Below are 16,265 nucleotides of genomic sequence, written 5' to 3'. Positions count from 1 at the left end.
TGGTGGTACCCACAACAACTATTTTTCGATTTTCCAATTTCCCATTTTTTATTTTTTCTGCAACTTCCCTGCTTATCTTGTAGTACTCCGCGTCCATCTTATGCTCCCGGATATCCTCGGCCTCCACGCCTTTGAAAGTTCCCCAGCCCACATGCAAGAGTATTTCCAGGACCTCCACCCCTTTGTCCTTGACCTTTTTCATCAGCTCCGGGGTGAAATGCAGGCCGGCGGTGGGGGCGGCCACTGCGCCTTCCTCCTTGGCATATATTGTCTGGTAGCGGTTTTTGTCTGACTCCATTGGCTTTCGGTCGATGTATGGCGGCAGGGGAACTTGTCCCACCTTTTCCAGGGTTTGGTAAAAGTCACCCTGATGCGTGAATCTGACCAGGCGCTGCCCGCCTTCCCGGGGTTCGACGATCTCCGCCTCCATCAAGCCGTCTTTAAACTCAACCCAGGCCCCGGGCATCAGCCTCCGTCCCGGCCGGACCAGGCAGTTCCACAAATTTTCGGATTCATGCCGAAGCAACAAGATCTCCACTTCCCCGCCGGTCTGTTTCTTGCGCCCGATCAACCGGGCCGGGATCACCTTGGTATTGTTGACCACCAGGATGTCTGAAGGTTCAAGATATTCAACTATATCGCTGAACCGGCGGTGCTCGATATGGCCGTCATTGCGGTGCAATACCATCAGCCGGGAGGAATCGCGTTTTTCAACCGGGCTTTTGGCAATGAGCTCCGGAGGGAGATTATAGTCAAAGGAAGAGAGTTTCATTTCCGTGATTCTTTTTCTGATTGATCATATGACTGTGGTTTTATTATAGCACAGGAAAACGGTTTGTTCAAATATTTAAAAAGGGGTGCCGGGTTGGCACCCCTTTTTCATCTGCGAAAACATTTATTTTTTGCCTGGTTCACAGACCCAGGAACTGGATGGCCAGCCCGCAGGCCATTATGGTGGCCCCGGCCAGGGCGTGGCTGTACCGCTCCAGTTTGCCCATGGGAAGCGCCTTGAACCCCAGGGTGGTGATGCTGACCGTGATCAGCATGGTACCGATGGTGGCCGCCGCAAAGACCAGGCTTACCAGCAGCATGCCGCCGGTGCTGTGTTTGGCAGCCGGGTACATCAGCAGCGGGATCAAAGGCTCGCAGGGTCCGAAAACGAAGACGGTGAACAGCACCCATGGCGTGATGGATTGTTTGCCCGGCTCCTCGTGAACATGCATGTGTCCTTCTTCCGGTGTGTGCCGGTGATCGTGTTCGTGGCCGTCCAGGTCAGCATGTGAGTGGAAATGTCTGTGCTCCTTGCCCCGCAGCGCCCGTTGCAGCCCCCAGATGCCATATACCAGCCCAAAAGCTATCATCGCCCAAGCGGCCAGGTTGCCCCGGAACGATTCCACGATCTCCAGTCTTCCCACCACTAACCCCAGGGCGATCCCGACCAGGCCGATCAGGACCGAGCTCCCGACATGCCCTATACCGCAAAGAAAAGTGATCCAGAGGGTTTTTGACAGTTTCCATTTCCGAGCCTTGGCCATGGCCGCGAACGGTATGTAATGGTCGGGGCCAATGACGGTATGGATGAACCCCAGGGAGGCGGCGGTTATCGCCAGCATGGTGATCTCGTTGTTCAAAGCAGTTTTCCTTGTTTTATGTTTTGATGATTAATGGACTTTATCGCAGAGCTTCCCGCAGCACCTCCAGGTTCTTCTCCATGGCCTTGATATAGGCATCAGGTTCCATCGGTCCGGTGACCGCCGGATCCAGGGTGTACACCTTGGCCCCGGTCTCCCGGGCTATGGCCTCGGCCGATTTGGCCGGATACTGGGGCTCGGCAAAAATTGCTTGGACCTTGTTTTTCCGGATGATCCCGATGGTCTGGGCCAGATCCCCGGCGCTGGGTTCCGACCCCGGCTCCCTTTCTATCACTGCCAGGATGTTCAGGCCGAACTCCCGGGCGAAATAGGGGAAGGCTTCGTGAAAGGTTATAATGTCCCTGTTTTTAACGTCCCGGAGAGCCAGGTGCATCCTGTTTTTCAGAGAATCCAGCCGGGCCAGATAGATCCCGGCATTTTTACGGTATTGCTTGGCTTGCGCCGGATCGGCTTTTTCCATTCCGGCCTCGATGTTTCGCACCTGGTCCATGGCTCCTGAGATGCCTGCGAATATGTGAGGATTGGGCGTTCCCTGAGAAACGATCAGATCAATGCCCCGGCTGGCATCTATCACCGTCAGCTTTGGGTTTTGACTGGTGACCTTGGCCAGGAATGACTCCATCCCCGCACCGTTGGCCACCAGGACATCGGCCCGGCTCAAGGTCTTCATGTCCTGCGGGGTCATCTGATAATCGTGCAGGCAGCCCGAGAAAGGCGGGGCCAGGCTGGCCAGTTCGACTCCGGGAACGTCCTTGACGATGTTGGCCGTCATGACATACATGGGATAGAAGGAGGTGACCACTGTCAGCCGGGCCGATTCCTCTTTCTTTAGGCAGCCGGACATTGCCATAGCCATGGCCAGAAAGATCGGTATTTTGTTTCTCATTTTCACTTATTAAAAATAAAACGTGCTACGATTTTTTAAATTGTAGCACGATTGAAAGCAAATGTCAATTGTTTTTTTGCCGGAGCCGTTCAATGCTGGCCGGCCCGAGAGCTATGGCTGGTCCTTCTCGCCATTGCATGTCCGGCCATCCTCAAGTTCTCCGGACGAATAACAGGTGCGGCTTATCAAATAGCGCCTTCCTCCCAGCAGCACCACGAAGGCTATCACGCTCAGGATTATATCCAACGATGTCAGGTCCGGCTTGAGCATCTTCCGGGCGATGACGAAGGCCAGAAGTTCCAGCACCGCCGCCAGGCTATGGGTGACCAGCATCCTGACAAGTTCCAGACCTATCACCAGCAGCAGGACCCTATATATAAGTTCATAAAATGTTTCCTTGGCGGTCCAATCCATTTGAGACATGGTGATTCCGCCATTTACGGCCGCGATCAGGACACCCACCAGCATCGCCAGGGCCAGACCCCTCTCCATCCAGCGGACCGCCGGGCTGTAGAACATATTGGCGTTGAATTTCATAGATCCTCCGATATTTTTCCTTGTCAGTGTAGCACCCGGCAGCTGGTCTTGGAGAGCAGGCATTGGCCCACCCCCTTTAAAGCCCCGATCTTTCCCTGCAGGGCCTCCAGCTTCTCGGTTGGGCCTTTGACGATGATGGTCTCCATGCAATGGTGATGATCCAGGTGGACGTGCTGCGAAGCGATGATCTTGGCGTCGGAGTCGTGCTGCAGGACCAGCAGTTTTTCCACCAGGCGCGGATGATGATGGTCGTAGACTATCAGAATGGCCCCCACCATCTCCTTCCCCTTTTCGGATTCCCCCTCGGCCAGGACCTTCCGGACGATGTCCCGGAAAGCTTCGGAACGGTTGGTATATCCCTTCTTTTCGATCATCCGGTCGAACTTCTCCATCAGGGAAAGCTCTATGGATACCCCGACTCGGGTCAGCTGTTCTTTATTCTGGCTCATTTATCCTGGTATTTGATTTCTGTTTTTGTTTTCTGTTTTTTGGTATCTGTCCCTTTCGCTGAAGATGCAGCCGCAGTATTTCTGGCGGTACAGGTTTTCCTCCATTGATATTCTGCGCCCTTCCTCCCAGCCGGTCCGGAGATCTCGGTAGTAGAATTCCACCCCCTGCCTTTTTCCGATCTCCGTTCCCAGTTCCCGGATCAGGTCGTGCTTCTGGTAGATGCTGTAAAGCAGGGTGCTGGAAAAAGCCTGAAACCCCTGGGCCTTGGCCTGGCGGGCGGTCTCCTCCAGCCGGAGCCGGTAGCAGCCCTGGCAGCGTTCCCGGGACAAAAGTTCCAGCGTCTGCTCCAGGGGATAGTCGTCCCGGAATACCGCCGGCATCTTGTGTTCCCGTGCAAAATCCTTGACCGCTTGGAGCCGGGCCTGGTATTCCTGGTAGGGATGGATGTTGGGATTGTACCAGAAGCCCGTGAAATCGACATTTTCAGCCGACAGCACCCGGTAAGGATGGCACAGGCAGGGGGCGCAGCAGATATGGAGGAGCAGTCGGGACATGATGGTTGAACAGGGTTGGGGGCTTTGTTGCTGGCAAGAAAAATAATTAAAAATTGGACGGGATCTTTTCTATAAGGAATCCATGAATGCAAGAAATACGTTTCCTGCCCTTCATGGCTTCCTTATTGTTATGGTCTATCGGACCCCAGCTACTGTTTCAACAAGCCGTATTTTTTCAATTCCGCCTTTACCCATTTCCGGGTATCATCCGACACATCCACCAGAGGCATCCGCATCTCGGCGTGGCACAGGCCCAGCAGGTTCAGGGCGGCCTTGATCGGACCGGGGCTGGTCTCGGCAAAGAGGGATTTGATCAGGGGGAACTGCTTGAGATGGATCTGGCGGGCTTCGTCGATCTTGCCGCTTAAAAAATAATTAACCATTTTATTGACATCCTTGGGAGCCACGTTGGCCAGCACCGATACCACGCCCTTGGCCCCCACCGCCAGCATGGGCAGGGTCAGCAGGTCGTCGCCGGAGAAGACTGCGATCCGGTCCCCGCACAGGGCCATGATCTGGCTGGCGTTGTCCAGGTCACCCGAGGCTTCCTTGACAGCCACGATGTTCTTTATCTCTGCCAGCCGGGCGATGGTGACCGGCTCCAGGCTGACCCCGGTGCGGGAGGGCACGTTATAGAGCATCAAAGGAAGTTTGGTGGCATGGGCTACCGACTTGAAATGCTGGTACAGCCCCTCCTGGCTGGGCTTGTTGTAATAGGGGGTGACCACCAAGGCCCCGTCCACCCCTAGTTTCTCGGCCTCCTGGGTGCGGGTGATGGTCCGCAGGGTGTCATTGCTTCCGGTATAGGCCAGCACCTTGAACTTCCCCTTGCCTTTTTTCATGGTCATGGTCATGATACTGAGATATTCGTCCGGCAGGATGGTCGGACCCTCCCCGGTGGTGGCGCAGGGCACCACTCCCTGGGTCCCGGCGGCTATCTGATAATCCAAAAGCCGTTCCAAAGCCTGCTCATCCAGAGCCCCGTTGCGGAACGGCGTTACCAAAGCTACAAAGGATCCCTTCCAGTCAATCATAGCGTCACCTCTTTTTTGTGATGGATATATTTTTTGTTTCTATTTGCTTTTTGACGGGAACAATATAGACATAGGACCTGGGTTGAAATTTCGGCTGGTATTGATACGGCGCCCGAAAGGGCAGGACTTTCGGTTTACTCCGGCAGCAGATTCTGCTCCTTGGCTTCAACCGGCTTGGGCTTCTTCCTGTCCTTCTTGTTGCCGATCGGGACGTAATAGCGGGTGCCGGGGTGGGGCTGGCAGATCTTCTGCACCAGGTCCTCGAAATCCTCGGGATGGTTGACCAGGTCTATCTGGTTGACGTTGACCACCAGCAGCGGGGTCTCGGTGTAATTGAAGAAGAAATGGTTGTAAGCCTCGGACAGCTCTGCCAGGTAATCCCGGGAGAGGTTGTGTTCGAACGGCCGGCCCCGTTCCTTGATCCGCTTTGACAGCAGGTCAGTGTCGGCCAGAAGGTAGACCACCAGGTCTGGCTTGACTATCCCCGGCTCCAGCAGCTTCCACAGGTTTTCATACAGGGAGATCTCGTTCTGATCCAGGTTAAGGTAGGCGAATATCTTGTCCTTGGCGAACAGATAATCGGAGACTATCTGCTGGCCGAACAGGTCCTGCTGCAGTATCCCCTGCTGCTGCTTGTAGCGGGAGAGCAGGAAGAAGATCTGGGTCTGAAAGGCAAAGGCCCGGCGGTCGGAATAGAACTTGGTCAGGAAGGGGTTGGCCTCCACCTCCTCGTTCACCCGCTTGGCGTGAAACCGCTCGGCCAGCATCTTGGCCAGCGTGGTCTTGCCCACGCCGATCACGCCTTCGATGGCCACGTATCTTGGTATTTTTGAATCCATCATGATAAAACTATTGGGCATTTTGGTATTTTATGATCGGCCACAAAAAAGCACATAACTCACATATGTTTCTGCAGTAGCTTTTGTGCTCTTTATGCCTTCTGTGGTTAAATGGCTAAGATAACAGGTCTAGAAATTAGCCGTCTCCAGTTTAATGACATCCTTTTGGGTCCGGGGTATTTTCTTAAGCAGGGCCTTCACCTTCTGCCGGCTGGCGGGATCCTCGAAGTCGGGGATCAGGTCGCAGAGCGGAACCAGCACGAACCCGCGCAGGGGAAGCTCCGGGTGCGGCACCTTAAGGTCCGGGGTATCTATCACCTGGCTGCCGAAATAAAGGATGTCCAGATCTATCACCCGCGGCTCCCATTTCACCTGGCGCACCCGGCCCATGTGTTGCTCGATCCGCTGCAGGGACCTCAGCAGCACCATGGGCTCCAGGCTGGTCTCCAGTTCCACCGCGGCATTCAGGAACTTGGGCTGGTCGGTGTTGCCGAAAGGCTCGGTCTCGTATACCCCGGACATCCTGAGGACCGAGGATCCCGGCATCTGTCCCATGGCGGCCAGGGCAAAACGAATGTTGCCCAGCCGGTTTCCCAGGTTGGAGCCCAGACCGATATAAATCTTGGTCCTTTTATTTTCAGCGGTCTGTTTCATCTATGACTTTAACAGCTCGGTCTTCAGTTTGGCTTCCTTCAATATATCCTGCGACATCTGATCGGGATATCCCTGAGAATATATGATCCTTTTGATCCCGGCATTGATGATCATCTTGGAGCAAAGCACGCAGGGAAAATGGGTGATGTAGATCGAGGCCCCCAGCAGCGGCACCCCGAAGGTGGCCGCCTGGATTATGGCGTTCTGCTCGGCATGAATGGCCCGGCACAGCTCGTGTTTTTCCCCGGACTTGACCCCCAGCTTCTGCCGCAGGCATCCCAGCTCGGCGCAGTGCTTCAGGCCCACCGGCGCCCCGTTGTAGCCGGTGGACAAAAGCCGTTTGTCCTTTACTATCACCGCCCCCACCTGGCGGCGAAGGCAGGTGGTCCGGCTGGACACCAGCACCGCGATCTCCATGAAATACCGGTCCCAGCTGGGGCGCACAAGTTTAGTCACGGCCTGACGGGTTGTTTTCGGGGCCTGGCTCATCCTTTGTCGGCCAGGGTCAGGCCCGGCTCAAAGGAAAGCTCGGCGTCCTTGGCCGAAAGGCTCTGGGCCAGGATGCTCATCTGATGAATGGCCAGCACTTCCTCGATCCGCTGCCTGGTGATCAGGTCCATCTCCACCAGGATGTCGCCGATCCGGCCGCCCTTGGCCTTCTGGGTGGCGATGGCCTTGTCCAGGTCTTCGGTGCTGATGTGGCCGCCGGCGGTCAGGATCTCGCCCAGCAGCTTTTTCCGCTCGGCCGAGGAGAATCCCCCGATGGACCCGTTCTTGAATTCCACGTACTCTGTGTATTCCGAGTTCTCGATGGTCAGCACGCCGGACCAGCGCTCCTTCAGGGCCTTGGTGACGACCTCGCCGAACTGGACCCGGCCCAGGTTGATTTTTTCAGCCATGTTGGTCTACCCTTTCAAACGGTTGGGGTATAGCGGAAATTCCCGGCATAGTTCCTTGATCTCGCCGGTAACTCCCTGAATTGTTTTTTCGTCGCTGAGGTTGGCCAGCACCTTGTCTATCATTCCGGCCACAATTTTCATCGCAGGCTGCTTCATGCCCCGGGTGGTCAAAGCGGCGGTGCCCATCCGGAAACCGGAGGTCACGAAGGGGCTGCGGGCGTCGAACGGCACCATGTTCTTGTTGACCGTGATCCCGGCGGCGTGCAGGGCGTTCTCGGCCTCCTTGCCGGTGATGTTCTTGCTGGTCAGGTCTATCAGCATCACGTGGTTGTCGGTGCCGCCGGAAACGATCTGATAGCCCCGCTCCACCATGCTCTGGGCCAGGGCCCGGGAGTTGTCTATCACCTGCTGGGCGTAGATCTTGAACGACGGGTCCAAGGCCTCCTTGAAGGCCACCGACTTGGCGGCGATGACGTGCATCAGCGGGCCGCCCTGGATGCCGGGCATCACCGTGCTGTCCATCACCTCGGACATCATCTTCAGGCGCTCGCCGGCCTTGATCTTGATCTTGTAGCCGAAGGGGTTCTCGGAATCCTTGCCTATCAGCACCATCCCGCCCCGGGGGCCCCGCAGGGTCTTGTGGGTGGTGGTGGTCACCACGTGGCAGTGGGGGATGGGCGAGGGGTGCAGCCCGGCGGCGATCAGTCCGGCCGGATGGGCCACGTCGGCGAACAGGAAGGCCCCCACCTCGTCGGCGATCTCCCGGAACTTGGCGAACTCGTAGTGCCGGCTGTAGGCCGAGGCCCCCACGATGATCATCTTGGGCTTGTGCTCCCGGGCCTTTTTGGCCACGTCGTCCATGTCGATGTAACCGGTCTCTTTTTTGACCCCGTAGGATACTATCTTGTACATCTTGCCGGAAAAGGAGACCGGCGAGCCGTGGGTCAGGTGGCCGCCGTGGGCCAGGTCCATGCCCAACACCGTGTCGCCCGGCTGGCAGTAGGTGAAGTAGACAGCCTGGTTGGCGGTGGAGCCGGAATGGGGCTGGACGTTGGCGTATTCACAGCCGAACAACTGCTTGGCCCGGTCCCGGGCTATGTTCTCGGCCACGTCCACGAATTCACAGCCGCCGTAGTAGCGCTTGCCGGGGTAGCCCTCGGCGTATTTGTTGGTCATCACGGAGCCCTGGGCCTCCAGCACCGCCTCGGAGACGAAGTTCTCGGAAGCGATCAGCTCCAGTCCGTATTCCTGGCGCTTGGTTTCGTCGATTATAGACTGGTAGATCTCGGGATCTTTGTTTTGTAAAATAGACATTTTGTTTTTACCTTACCCTGTTTAGTTAAACATATTTAGGTTTTATTTTATCATTGACCTTGGGCGCAGCCTCAACATACCCTTGACACCACGGAGTTAATACACTTCATCATGTGTCCCAATATCCATCAAAAATATATCCTCTTCCTGTTTCCCCTCGCTTTTTACAAAATCGAATACTATCCGCAGATCGTATCCAACACTGCACGCCCATGAGCCTGATAATTTCCCTTTGAGTTTATGAGTTTCCAATTGAGGGGCGAAAGGTTCTTCGAGCAAAAGTCTTAAGGTTTTCTCAACATCTTTACTCAGATTCGGATGTTTATTGGCAGTCCTCTTAAACGCCCTTACAAAGGTTTTACCCCAAATCAGCGTTCTCATTTGGAAAGCTCGCTCATCAGGTCATCAACATTGCCTTTTTTCACCTCTCCCCTGGCATATTCTTCTCTTGCCTCTCCGATGTTCTTGCCAAGCAAATCCCGCCTATGTTCTATCAGCCTTTGCCGGACAATCTCAATAATGTCTTCCTGCTGATATGCCGGCAGTGATTCAATCAAATCCAACGCATCATTGAATGTTATGCTATTCTGAGTAGGCATTTGAGTTCCTCCTATTTCTGATATCCTATGACCTTTAGCTTTTTACAGGTTTTATTTTCTTTCTATTGCTCTTGGGCTTGGCCTTGACGCTGTCAGCTTTTATGCTGTCGGGTGCGGGCGCTGAGCCCTGTCGAAGCGCCGCCGCCAAACTTTCGGGCCGGGTCTTGCCCAGCAAAAGGTTAAGCCTGGATTCAAGTTCCTTCTCGTAACCAGCCTGAAAGCCCACATGATATTCGGCAATATTGCCCGCCTTGTCAATCACCACCAGGGTCGGCAGGCTGTTGGCCTGGTATTTCTGGGCCGTCACCGAGAATTCGTCATGCAGGATGGGCAGCGAGATCACCCGCTGGAAGATGTAGGCCTCCACCGTGTCCCGGGCTTCGCCCACGTTCACCAGGTAGAAACGGATGCTGTCCCCGGCAAAGCGCGAGGCCATCTCCTGCAGACAGGGGATCTCCTTTTTGCAGTTCTCGCACCAGGTGGTGAAGAAGCTTAATACCACCACGTCCCGCTCCTGGCGGGTGCGGGGCGTCCGGGCCTGGCCGCAGTAATCGCGGAGATAAAAGGTGGAGCCTCCGTCCAGGTTCTTCAACACTATGGGGGGGGCCGGGTCGCCCACCTTCAGACAGGGCTTGTCTCCGGCTGCCAGGGCCGGGGCTGTTAATACCAGCAGAGCAAGACAGAATGACAGGATATTTTTCATTGAATGAATGTTTCCGTTCTTTTTGTTTTGTTTTACTGCCCGGTTTTTTCGGGAGCAGACAGGATTAACATGATTCTAATGGTCGCTCCTTAGGAAGAATAGAGAAATCCTGTAAATCCTGTCAAAATTGCCTTCGTTTATTTTTATTTGTTTTCGTTTTCGTATTTGGTTATCTTGTCCACCCGGCGCTGGTGACGGCCGCCTTCGAACCCGGTCTCCAGCCAGACCTTGACTATCTTGGGGACCAGCTGCAGGTCTATGTAATCGGCCGGCAGCACCAGGATGTTGGCATCGTTGTGCAGCCGCGAGTAGCGGGCCATGTCCGGGGTCATGGCGATGGCCGCCCGCACCCCCTTCACCTTGTTGGCCGCGATGGCCATCCCGTTGCCGGTGCTGCAGACCAGTATCCCCTTGTCCGCCTCGCCTTTGGCTACCGCTTGGGCCACCGGAATGGCGAAGTCGGGATAATCGCAGGGATCCCGGTTCTGGGCCCCAAAGTCCTTGAATTCCAGATTGTCAAGGGAGAAAGCGGCTTTGATCTGCTCCTTCAGGGCAAACCCCCGGTGATCGGTGCCGATGGCGATCTTCATAAATGCCCTCGTGATGGTTATTAAGGATAAGGTATAACCAGATTAAAGTCAAGAGCAAGCTGCGCTACTGCGGCAGAGATGCTCATCAAGTCTGCCCGGCGACGTTTGAGAAGCCATCCTCTGATTGTCTGGCGATGTTTGAGATGTCGATCAAGCAGGTCAGGCAACGATTGAACGATTCCAACATCGCCCTGCTTTTATCATTGCTCCTCAAACGTTGCCTGCCTTATATATCAGCATCTCAAACACCGGACGGTCACCGTGCTTCGCTTCTCCAGCGGCTTTTGAACGATTTCCAACATCGCCTAGCTAATATTATTGCACCTCAAACGTTGCCGGGCTTGTACACCGGCATCTCAAACGCCGGACGGTCACCGTGCTTCGCTTCTCCAGCGGCAAAATGATCCGCTCTGCGGATCATTTTGCCATCAGCGCCGAAAGCACTATGGACATGAACTTGGTCTCGTCGGAATCGGTGCGCGAAGTCAGCACCACCGGGGCGCTGGTGCCGATGACCATGGCTGCCAGCTCCGCCTTGGCCAGCTGGGCCAGCGTCTTGTAAATGAAGTTGGCCCCGTGGATGTCCGGGCAGACCAGGATGTCGGCGTAGCCGGCCACCGGCGACTTGAGGCCCTTGCCGGCCGCGCATTCGGGGGAAACCGCGGCGTCCATGGAGAGAGGTCCGTCCACTATGCAGCCCTTGATCTGCCCCCGGTCGGCCATCTTGGCCAGCTGGGCCGCTTCCAGACTGCAGGGCCATTTGGGATTGACCTTTTCGGTGGCGGTCAGCACCGCCACCTTGGGGGTCTCAATTCCCAGTTTGTGGGCCACCGCCACGGCATGGTTGATCATGTCCACTTTCTGCCCGAAGTCCGGGTAGGGGATCTGGGCGGCGTCGGTGAGGATCAGCAGCCGGGGATAATTGGGAACCTCGAACACCGCCACGTGGGAGACGGTGGCCCCGGTGGTCAGGCCGTTCTCTTTGTTCAGGTAGGCCCGGGCGTAGACCGCGGTGTCTATCAGGCCCTTCATCAGCACATCGGCCTCGCCTTTTTTGACCATCTCCACCGCCCTGGTGGCCGCTTTCTTATAGTCGGTCTCGTCGATCAGGGTGAATATCTTGGGATCGATATTATTTTCCTTGGCCAGAGCCTCGGTCTTTTTCTGGTCTCCGATCAGGATGGCCTTGGCTGATTTTTCGTTGACCGCCCGGGCCAAAGCGCCCAGGATGTCCGGATCCTGGCCGCAGGCCACGGCCACTCTCTTTAACGGTCCGCCCTTGACCAGTTCCGCCATTTGCTTAAGTGAGGTAACTTGTGCCACTTTTTCTCCTATGGTTGTTTGTTTTATATTGTGATGTTGTTTTTGCTCATTTGACCAAAACCAATTTTCTTAAAATATTTTTCCCCGCCGCATTCAGCCGGTAAAAATACACTCCTGACATGGCGGCCCGCCCGTCCTCATCCCGGCCGTCCCAGCTGACATGATAGGCACCTTGGCCTTGGGTCCCTTCCACTAAGGTCTTTACCACCTGGCCGGCCACATTGTACACCGTCAGGTTTACATTGGTGACCTGAGGCAGTTGGTATTTGAAGGTGGTCTGGCCTCTAGATGGGTTGGGATAGGCACTGTTGAGGGCAAAGACCGCTGGCACCGAAGTTCCGGGTTTGCCAGCCACACCCAATGGCCCGATGGCCTTGAAGCTATAGGTAGAACTGATGCTCTGGTGATCCAGCATGTCCGTGGATTTGATGTAATAGCTGACAGACAAGGTCTCATCGGTGGCCGGGATAAGCTCCGGAATGCTGTCTCTTAAAGAGTCCAAGGCCGAGAACATAGCCGTACTGTCCCAGCTTCCGCTGTTTATTTGTCTGAACAGGTAGGCCGACTTGACGCCGCTCAGGTCGTACACTTTACTTGTCACTTCATACGGGCCGTAAGGCGCACCCGGATCGTCAGGCAGCGCTTTTACGCTTTGGAACAGCGGTGCCGTGGTATCTATCCCAAAGATTCTGTAGCCGGTATAGCTCCCGTAGTTTCCGGCCAGATCAAAGGCCTTCACCCGCCAGTAATATTGGCCTTCGGCCAGATGGAAGGTGTCTAGAAGGATAACCGTCGTGTCCTCTATGGCCGGAGAAGTGAATAAATTCACTGTATCCAGTTGGATGACGTATTTTACTTCGGCTGCCTTGGCCGATCCAATCATTTTGGCAACTTCACCCCAACTGCAAACCACCGTGGTATCGTCGATCCAGCAGCCGTTGATCGGTGAAGCCAGGCTGGGGATGGCGGGATCGTAAGTATCTATTGATAAATATCTGACCATTGACAGGCTGGTGTTCCCTGCCGTATCCGTTGCAACAATTCTCCAATAGTAGTTGCTGTCGGCCATTGATATGGTTATGCTTGTGTCTATAAGAGTGGATTCAGCCAAACCGGCAGTAAACGCAGAATCGTAGGCATATTGCAGGGTATACTGCTTCAGCCCGCTGACGCTGTCGGCACAAATGTTCCAGGTAAAGCTGATATTGCTTTGGTTGGTAAGCAAACTGTCCGCGGGGCTGATCAACGAGGTCATTGCCGGTGGGGTCACATCATACCCAAAATTGAAGGAACCGGAGATGCCGGGAGGGTTCCCAGCCTGGTCATAGGCTTCGACCTTCCACAAATAGCGGCCTTCGGAAACAGCCAGAGTATCTGCGGTCAGGCTGGTTGTATCAACCACCATGGGATTAATGGTATCCGGTAGCACGAAGGCCTTGTAAACATAGTACACCGCCGAGGCCTTTTTACTAACTGGGCTCCAAGTGCAGAATGCCGCATCAGAGGCCAGCCAGGAATTGTCGGCAGGGGCAAATAATGCCGGTATTGCCGGGCTTTTTACATCGATCTCCAGCTTCCAAGTTGATGAAAACGATCCTTCATTCCCGCAAGTATCCAATGCGCTGACCCGCCAATAGTATATGGTATCGGCGGAGGGCAGAGATACTATTAACGTGGTATCGTTGATTGTTGTATCAAGACGGCAGGAAACAAAGCTGTTGTCGGTAGCGATCTGCAACCGATATGAATCAACGGGATAAGTGCCAGCTGCGGCGGTGCCGCAGATAAAAGTAAAGGTGCTGTCCCCTGACAGTATGCCATTGGCTGGCGAGATCAAGTTAACGGCTGATGGGGGCTGAATGACCGGGAAATGGTATATACCAAAATATACGCTGCTTTTCCCGCCAGCCGTGGTAAAATAACCGCCGGCATAAACTGTGGTTTCGCTCACCGCCAAACAATTGACCGTATTATTCATACCGCTGCCCAGGGCCGACCAAGCTGAGCCATTCCATTTGGCAATGTATTTCGCGCTATCCCCGCCGGCCGAGGTAAAAACGCCCCCGGCATAAAGGTCGCTGCCGCTGACAGACAGGGCCAGGATGTGGTTGTTCATACCGCTGCCCACCGCCGACCAGCTTGAGCCGTTCCATTTGGCTATCCGGTTGGCGGTCGCTCCCCCGGCCGTGGTGAACTCCCCGCCCGCATATAGATCACTGCCGATGAACGCAATGGCGCGAACATAGCCATTCATGCCGCTGCCCAGCGCCGACCAGCTCGTTCCGTTCCATTTGGCAATGTAATTTGCAGCCACGCCCCCGGCCGAGGTAAAAACGCCCCCCACATAAAGGTCGCTGCCGCTCACAGCCAAACAATTGACCGTACCGTTCATGCCACTACCCATGGCCGACCAACTGGTTCCATTCCATTTGGCAATGCGGTTAGCGCTTAATCCACCGGCAGTGGTAAAGATACCGCCGGCAAAAACAGTGTCACCCTTGACTGCAATTGCATAAATGCTACTACCAGTCCCAGAACCCAAGGCCGACCAACTGGTGCCGTCCCATTTGGCTATATGGTTCACGGTTACACCGTCAGCCGTGGTAAAACTACCGCCGGCATAAACTGTGGTTTCGCTCACCGCCAAACAATTGACCGTACTATTCATACCGCTGCCCAGGGCCGACCAGGACGATCCGACCCATTTTGCTATGTGGTTTGCACTTATTCCACCGGCTGTGTGAAAACCTCCCCCGGCATAAACACTGGTTCCGCTGATCGCAATGGCTACGACTGCGCCATCCATCCCCAATCCCGCCGTCGTCCCGAACCGGCCGTCCCAATTGGTGTCCCCCGCCGATTCGCTCAGGGTGGTAAATGTTATTGTGCTCCGCCCGGTCAGCAGGTGCCCGAACTGGTCCTCCCCATGGGTGATGCTGACAGTCTCAGCTGCAGCAAAGGCAAAGGGAGCATGCATGAGGCGCACTGTATCGCGGCCCGCATTCCAGGTGCGGCTCAACCCGCCGGGATCGGGCAGCAAGGTGAAGCTGAAGCTTGTGGTGTCCAGCGGCACTGAAAATACTATCATTACCTGGGCAGTTAACGCCGCGCTGACCGCCCCGCTGTCTGGCATGCTGTAGGTGATAACAGGAGGCAGGGTGTTGACATCGAAAGAATGATAGCCTGATGACGGTTCCACTGTAGCAACACCCATATTATCCCAGGCCTGGAGGTAATACTCAATCTGGCCGCTGTCGATGGCCGGGATATTAAAACTGAAGGTATCCCCTTTGACGCTGACGGTCCCCGAACTTGACCAGGACTCTCCATTCACCCGGCAATACAGGCTTTCGGCGGTAACGGATTTACTCCCCTTTTTGACCAGGTCCTTTATTATTGCCTGCACCAGGTACGGCCGGCCCAAGGTCTGCGGGCTGGATGGCTGGGTCTTCATGGTTATCACAGACGCCTGGTTGGGTATAGTCGTGAAAGTGATCACGTTACGTCCGGTCAGTAAATTCCCCGATAGGTCCTCAGCATAAGATATCGAGATAGTCTCCTCGGTGGCATAGGCAAAATTGGCATGGGTTATCTGCACTGTGTCTTTCCCCAGGTTCCAGACAGCGCTCACGCCGCCCGGATCGGGCATTATAGTATACGCAAAGCTGGCTGCCCTCATCGGCTCGGAAAAGGCTATTTTAACCGTTGCATTCAAAGACACATTCAAAGCCCCGCTGTCGGGTGTGCTGTAAACAATGCTGGGCGGGGTTATATCGGTCCGGTCATGGTATATCCCGAATTTTACGCTGGCCTTACCCCCGGCAATAGTAAAACTACCACCGGCATGCACATTTCTGTCCTTGACAACCAGAACATTCACCCAACCATTGGTGCCGCCGCCCATCGGCATCCAGCCTATTCCGTTCCACTTGGCAACATACTTGGCGCTTACGCTATCGGCTAAAGTAAAAGACCCTCCAGCATATACGCCACTATCACCGAAGGCAATGGTCTGAACAGTATTATTCATGCCTTTGCCCATGGCCGACCAGTTCGCACCGTCCCATCTGGCTATACGATTAGCACTTATTCCACCGGCCGTGGTAAAACTACCGCCGGCATATACAGTGTCACCCTTGACTGCAACTGCATAGACAATATTAGCGCTCGTGCCGCTGCCCAAGGCCGACCAACTGGTTCCATTCCATTTGGCTATCCGGTTTACAGTAAC

19 protein-coding genes are annotated in these 16,265 nt (G+C 55.1%); 1 reads left to right on the top strand and 18 read right to left on the bottom strand.

All coding sequences use genetic code 11. The features are described 5' to 3' along the window. From queA to rpiB, 16 genes are all read right to left on the bottom strand, one after another. Positions 1 to 772: tRNA preQ1(34) S-adenosylmethionine ribosyltransferase-isomerase QueA (gene queA, locus Q7U71_04685; GenBank protein ID MDO9391055.1), on the bottom strand; the 772-nt coding region annotated here is incomplete at its 3' end. A gap of 139 nt (positions 773 to 911) precedes the next feature. Continuing rightward, positions 912 to 1,631 (bottom strand): sulfite exporter TauE/SafE family protein, encoded by a 720-nt coding sequence (locus Q7U71_04680; GenBank protein ID MDO9391054.1) that lies wholly within the window; start codon positions 1,629 to 1,631, stop codon positions 912 to 914. 40 nt (positions 1,632 to 1,671) lie between these two features. Then, the gene (locus Q7U71_04675) at positions 1,672 to 2,538 is read right to left on the bottom strand and encodes a zinc ABC transporter substrate-binding protein (GenBank protein ID MDO9391053.1); all 867 of its coding nucleotides are present in this window, start codon (positions 2,536 to 2,538) and stop codon (positions 1,672 to 1,674) included. A 111-nt stretch (positions 2,539 to 2,649) separates the two neighbouring features. Beyond that, positions 2,650 to 3,075, bottom strand: coding sequence for a hypothetical protein (locus Q7U71_04670; protein ID MDO9391052.1), 426 nt, complete (start codon positions 3,073 to 3,075; stop codon positions 2,650 to 2,652). A gap of 23 nt (positions 3,076 to 3,098) precedes the next feature. After that, positions 3,099 to 3,524 (bottom strand): nickel-responsive transcriptional regulator NikR, encoded by a 426-nt coding sequence (nikR, locus tag Q7U71_04665; GenBank protein ID MDO9391051.1) that lies wholly within the window; start codon positions 3,522 to 3,524, stop codon positions 3,099 to 3,101. Next, entirely contained in the window at positions 3,525 to 4,079 is a 555-nt protein-coding gene (locus Q7U71_04660; GenBank protein ID MDO9391050.1) for an epoxyqueuosine reductase QueH, read from the bottom strand. A 149-nt stretch (positions 4,080 to 4,228) separates the two neighbouring features. Next, positions 4,229 to 5,113 (bottom strand): 4-hydroxy-tetrahydrodipicolinate synthase, encoded by an 885-nt coding sequence (dapA, locus tag Q7U71_04655; GenBank protein ID MDO9391049.1) that lies wholly within the window; start codon positions 5,111 to 5,113, stop codon positions 4,229 to 4,231. 134 nt (positions 5,114 to 5,247) lie between these two features. After that, positions 5,248 to 5,952, bottom strand: coding sequence for a deoxynucleoside kinase (locus Q7U71_04650; protein MDO9391048.1), 705 nt, complete (start codon positions 5,950 to 5,952; stop codon positions 5,248 to 5,250). 129 nt (positions 5,953 to 6,081) lie between these two features. Further along, positions 6,082 to 6,606, bottom strand: coding sequence for a 2-amino-4-hydroxy-6-hydroxymethyldihydropteridine diphosphokinase (folK, locus tag Q7U71_04645; protein ID MDO9391047.1), 525 nt, complete (start codon positions 6,604 to 6,606; stop codon positions 6,082 to 6,084). Then, positions 6,607 to 7,050 (bottom strand): dCMP deaminase family protein, encoded by a 444-nt coding sequence (locus Q7U71_04640; GenBank protein MDO9391046.1) that lies wholly within the window; start codon positions 7,048 to 7,050, stop codon positions 6,607 to 6,609. It lies immediately after the preceding gene. 41 nt (positions 7,051 to 7,091) lie between these two features. Beyond that, positions 7,092 to 7,505 carry a hypothetical protein gene (locus Q7U71_04635; protein MDO9391045.1) on the bottom strand — a complete coding sequence of 138 codons (414 nt, stop codon included), beginning with the start codon at positions 7,503 to 7,505 and terminating at the stop codon, positions 7,092 to 7,094. A gap of 6 nt (positions 7,506 to 7,511) precedes the next feature. Further along, the gene (glyA, locus tag Q7U71_04630) at positions 7,512 to 8,819 is read right to left on the bottom strand and encodes a serine hydroxymethyltransferase (protein MDO9391044.1); all 1,308 of its coding nucleotides are present in this window, start codon (positions 8,817 to 8,819) and stop codon (positions 7,512 to 7,514) included. A 96-nt stretch (positions 8,820 to 8,915) separates the two neighbouring features. Then, positions 8,916 to 9,200 (bottom strand): type II toxin-antitoxin system mRNA interferase toxin, RelE/StbE family, encoded by a 285-nt coding sequence (locus Q7U71_04625; protein MDO9391043.1) that lies wholly within the window; start codon positions 9,198 to 9,200, stop codon positions 8,916 to 8,918. Next, on the bottom strand, positions 9,197 to 9,418 hold the full coding sequence (locus Q7U71_04620) for a hypothetical protein (protein MDO9391042.1): 222 nt from the start codon (positions 9,416 to 9,418) through the stop codon (positions 9,197 to 9,199). The genes Q7U71_04625 and Q7U71_04620 overlap by 4 nt, the downstream gene beginning before the upstream one ends. 34 nt (positions 9,419 to 9,452) lie before the next feature. Beyond that, the gene (locus Q7U71_04615) at positions 9,453 to 10,121 is read right to left on the bottom strand and encodes a redoxin domain-containing protein (GenBank protein MDO9391041.1); all 669 of its coding nucleotides are present in this window, start codon (positions 10,119 to 10,121) and stop codon (positions 9,453 to 9,455) included. Positions 10,122 to 10,264: 143 nt separating this feature from the next. Further along, positions 10,265 to 10,711, bottom strand: coding sequence for a ribose 5-phosphate isomerase B (rpiB, locus tag Q7U71_04610; GenBank protein ID MDO9391040.1), 447 nt, complete (start codon positions 10,709 to 10,711; stop codon positions 10,265 to 10,267). A 143-nt stretch (positions 10,712 to 10,854) separates the two neighbouring features. On the opposite strand from rpiB, the gene Q7U71_04605 reads away from it, so the two are divergent. Beyond that, the gene (locus tag Q7U71_04605) at positions 10,855 to 11,115 is read left to right on the top strand and encodes a hypothetical protein (GenBank protein MDO9391039.1); all 261 of its coding nucleotides are present in this window, start codon (positions 10,855 to 10,857) and stop codon (positions 11,113 to 11,115) included. A 13-nt stretch (positions 11,116 to 11,128) separates the two neighbouring features. Here Q7U71_04605 and Q7U71_04600 read toward each other — a convergent pair whose 3' ends face one another. Continuing rightward, positions 11,129 to 12,034, bottom strand: coding sequence for a bifunctional enoyl-CoA hydratase/phosphate acetyltransferase (locus Q7U71_04600; GenBank protein MDO9391038.1), 906 nt, complete (start codon positions 12,032 to 12,034; stop codon positions 11,129 to 11,131). 46 nt (positions 12,035 to 12,080) lie between these two features. Then, on the bottom strand, positions 12,081 to 16,265 hold a 4,185-nt coding region (locus tag Q7U71_04595), incomplete at its 5' end, for an Ig-like domain-containing protein (protein ID MDO9391037.1).

The sequence above is a fragment of the bacterium genome (assembly GCA_030655055.1).
Classification (GTDB): Bacteria; Edwardsbacteria; AC1; order AC1; family EtOH8; genus UBA5202.
Note: the sequence above shows the minus strand (reverse complement) of the source record. Positions and strands in the feature narration are given on the sequence as shown.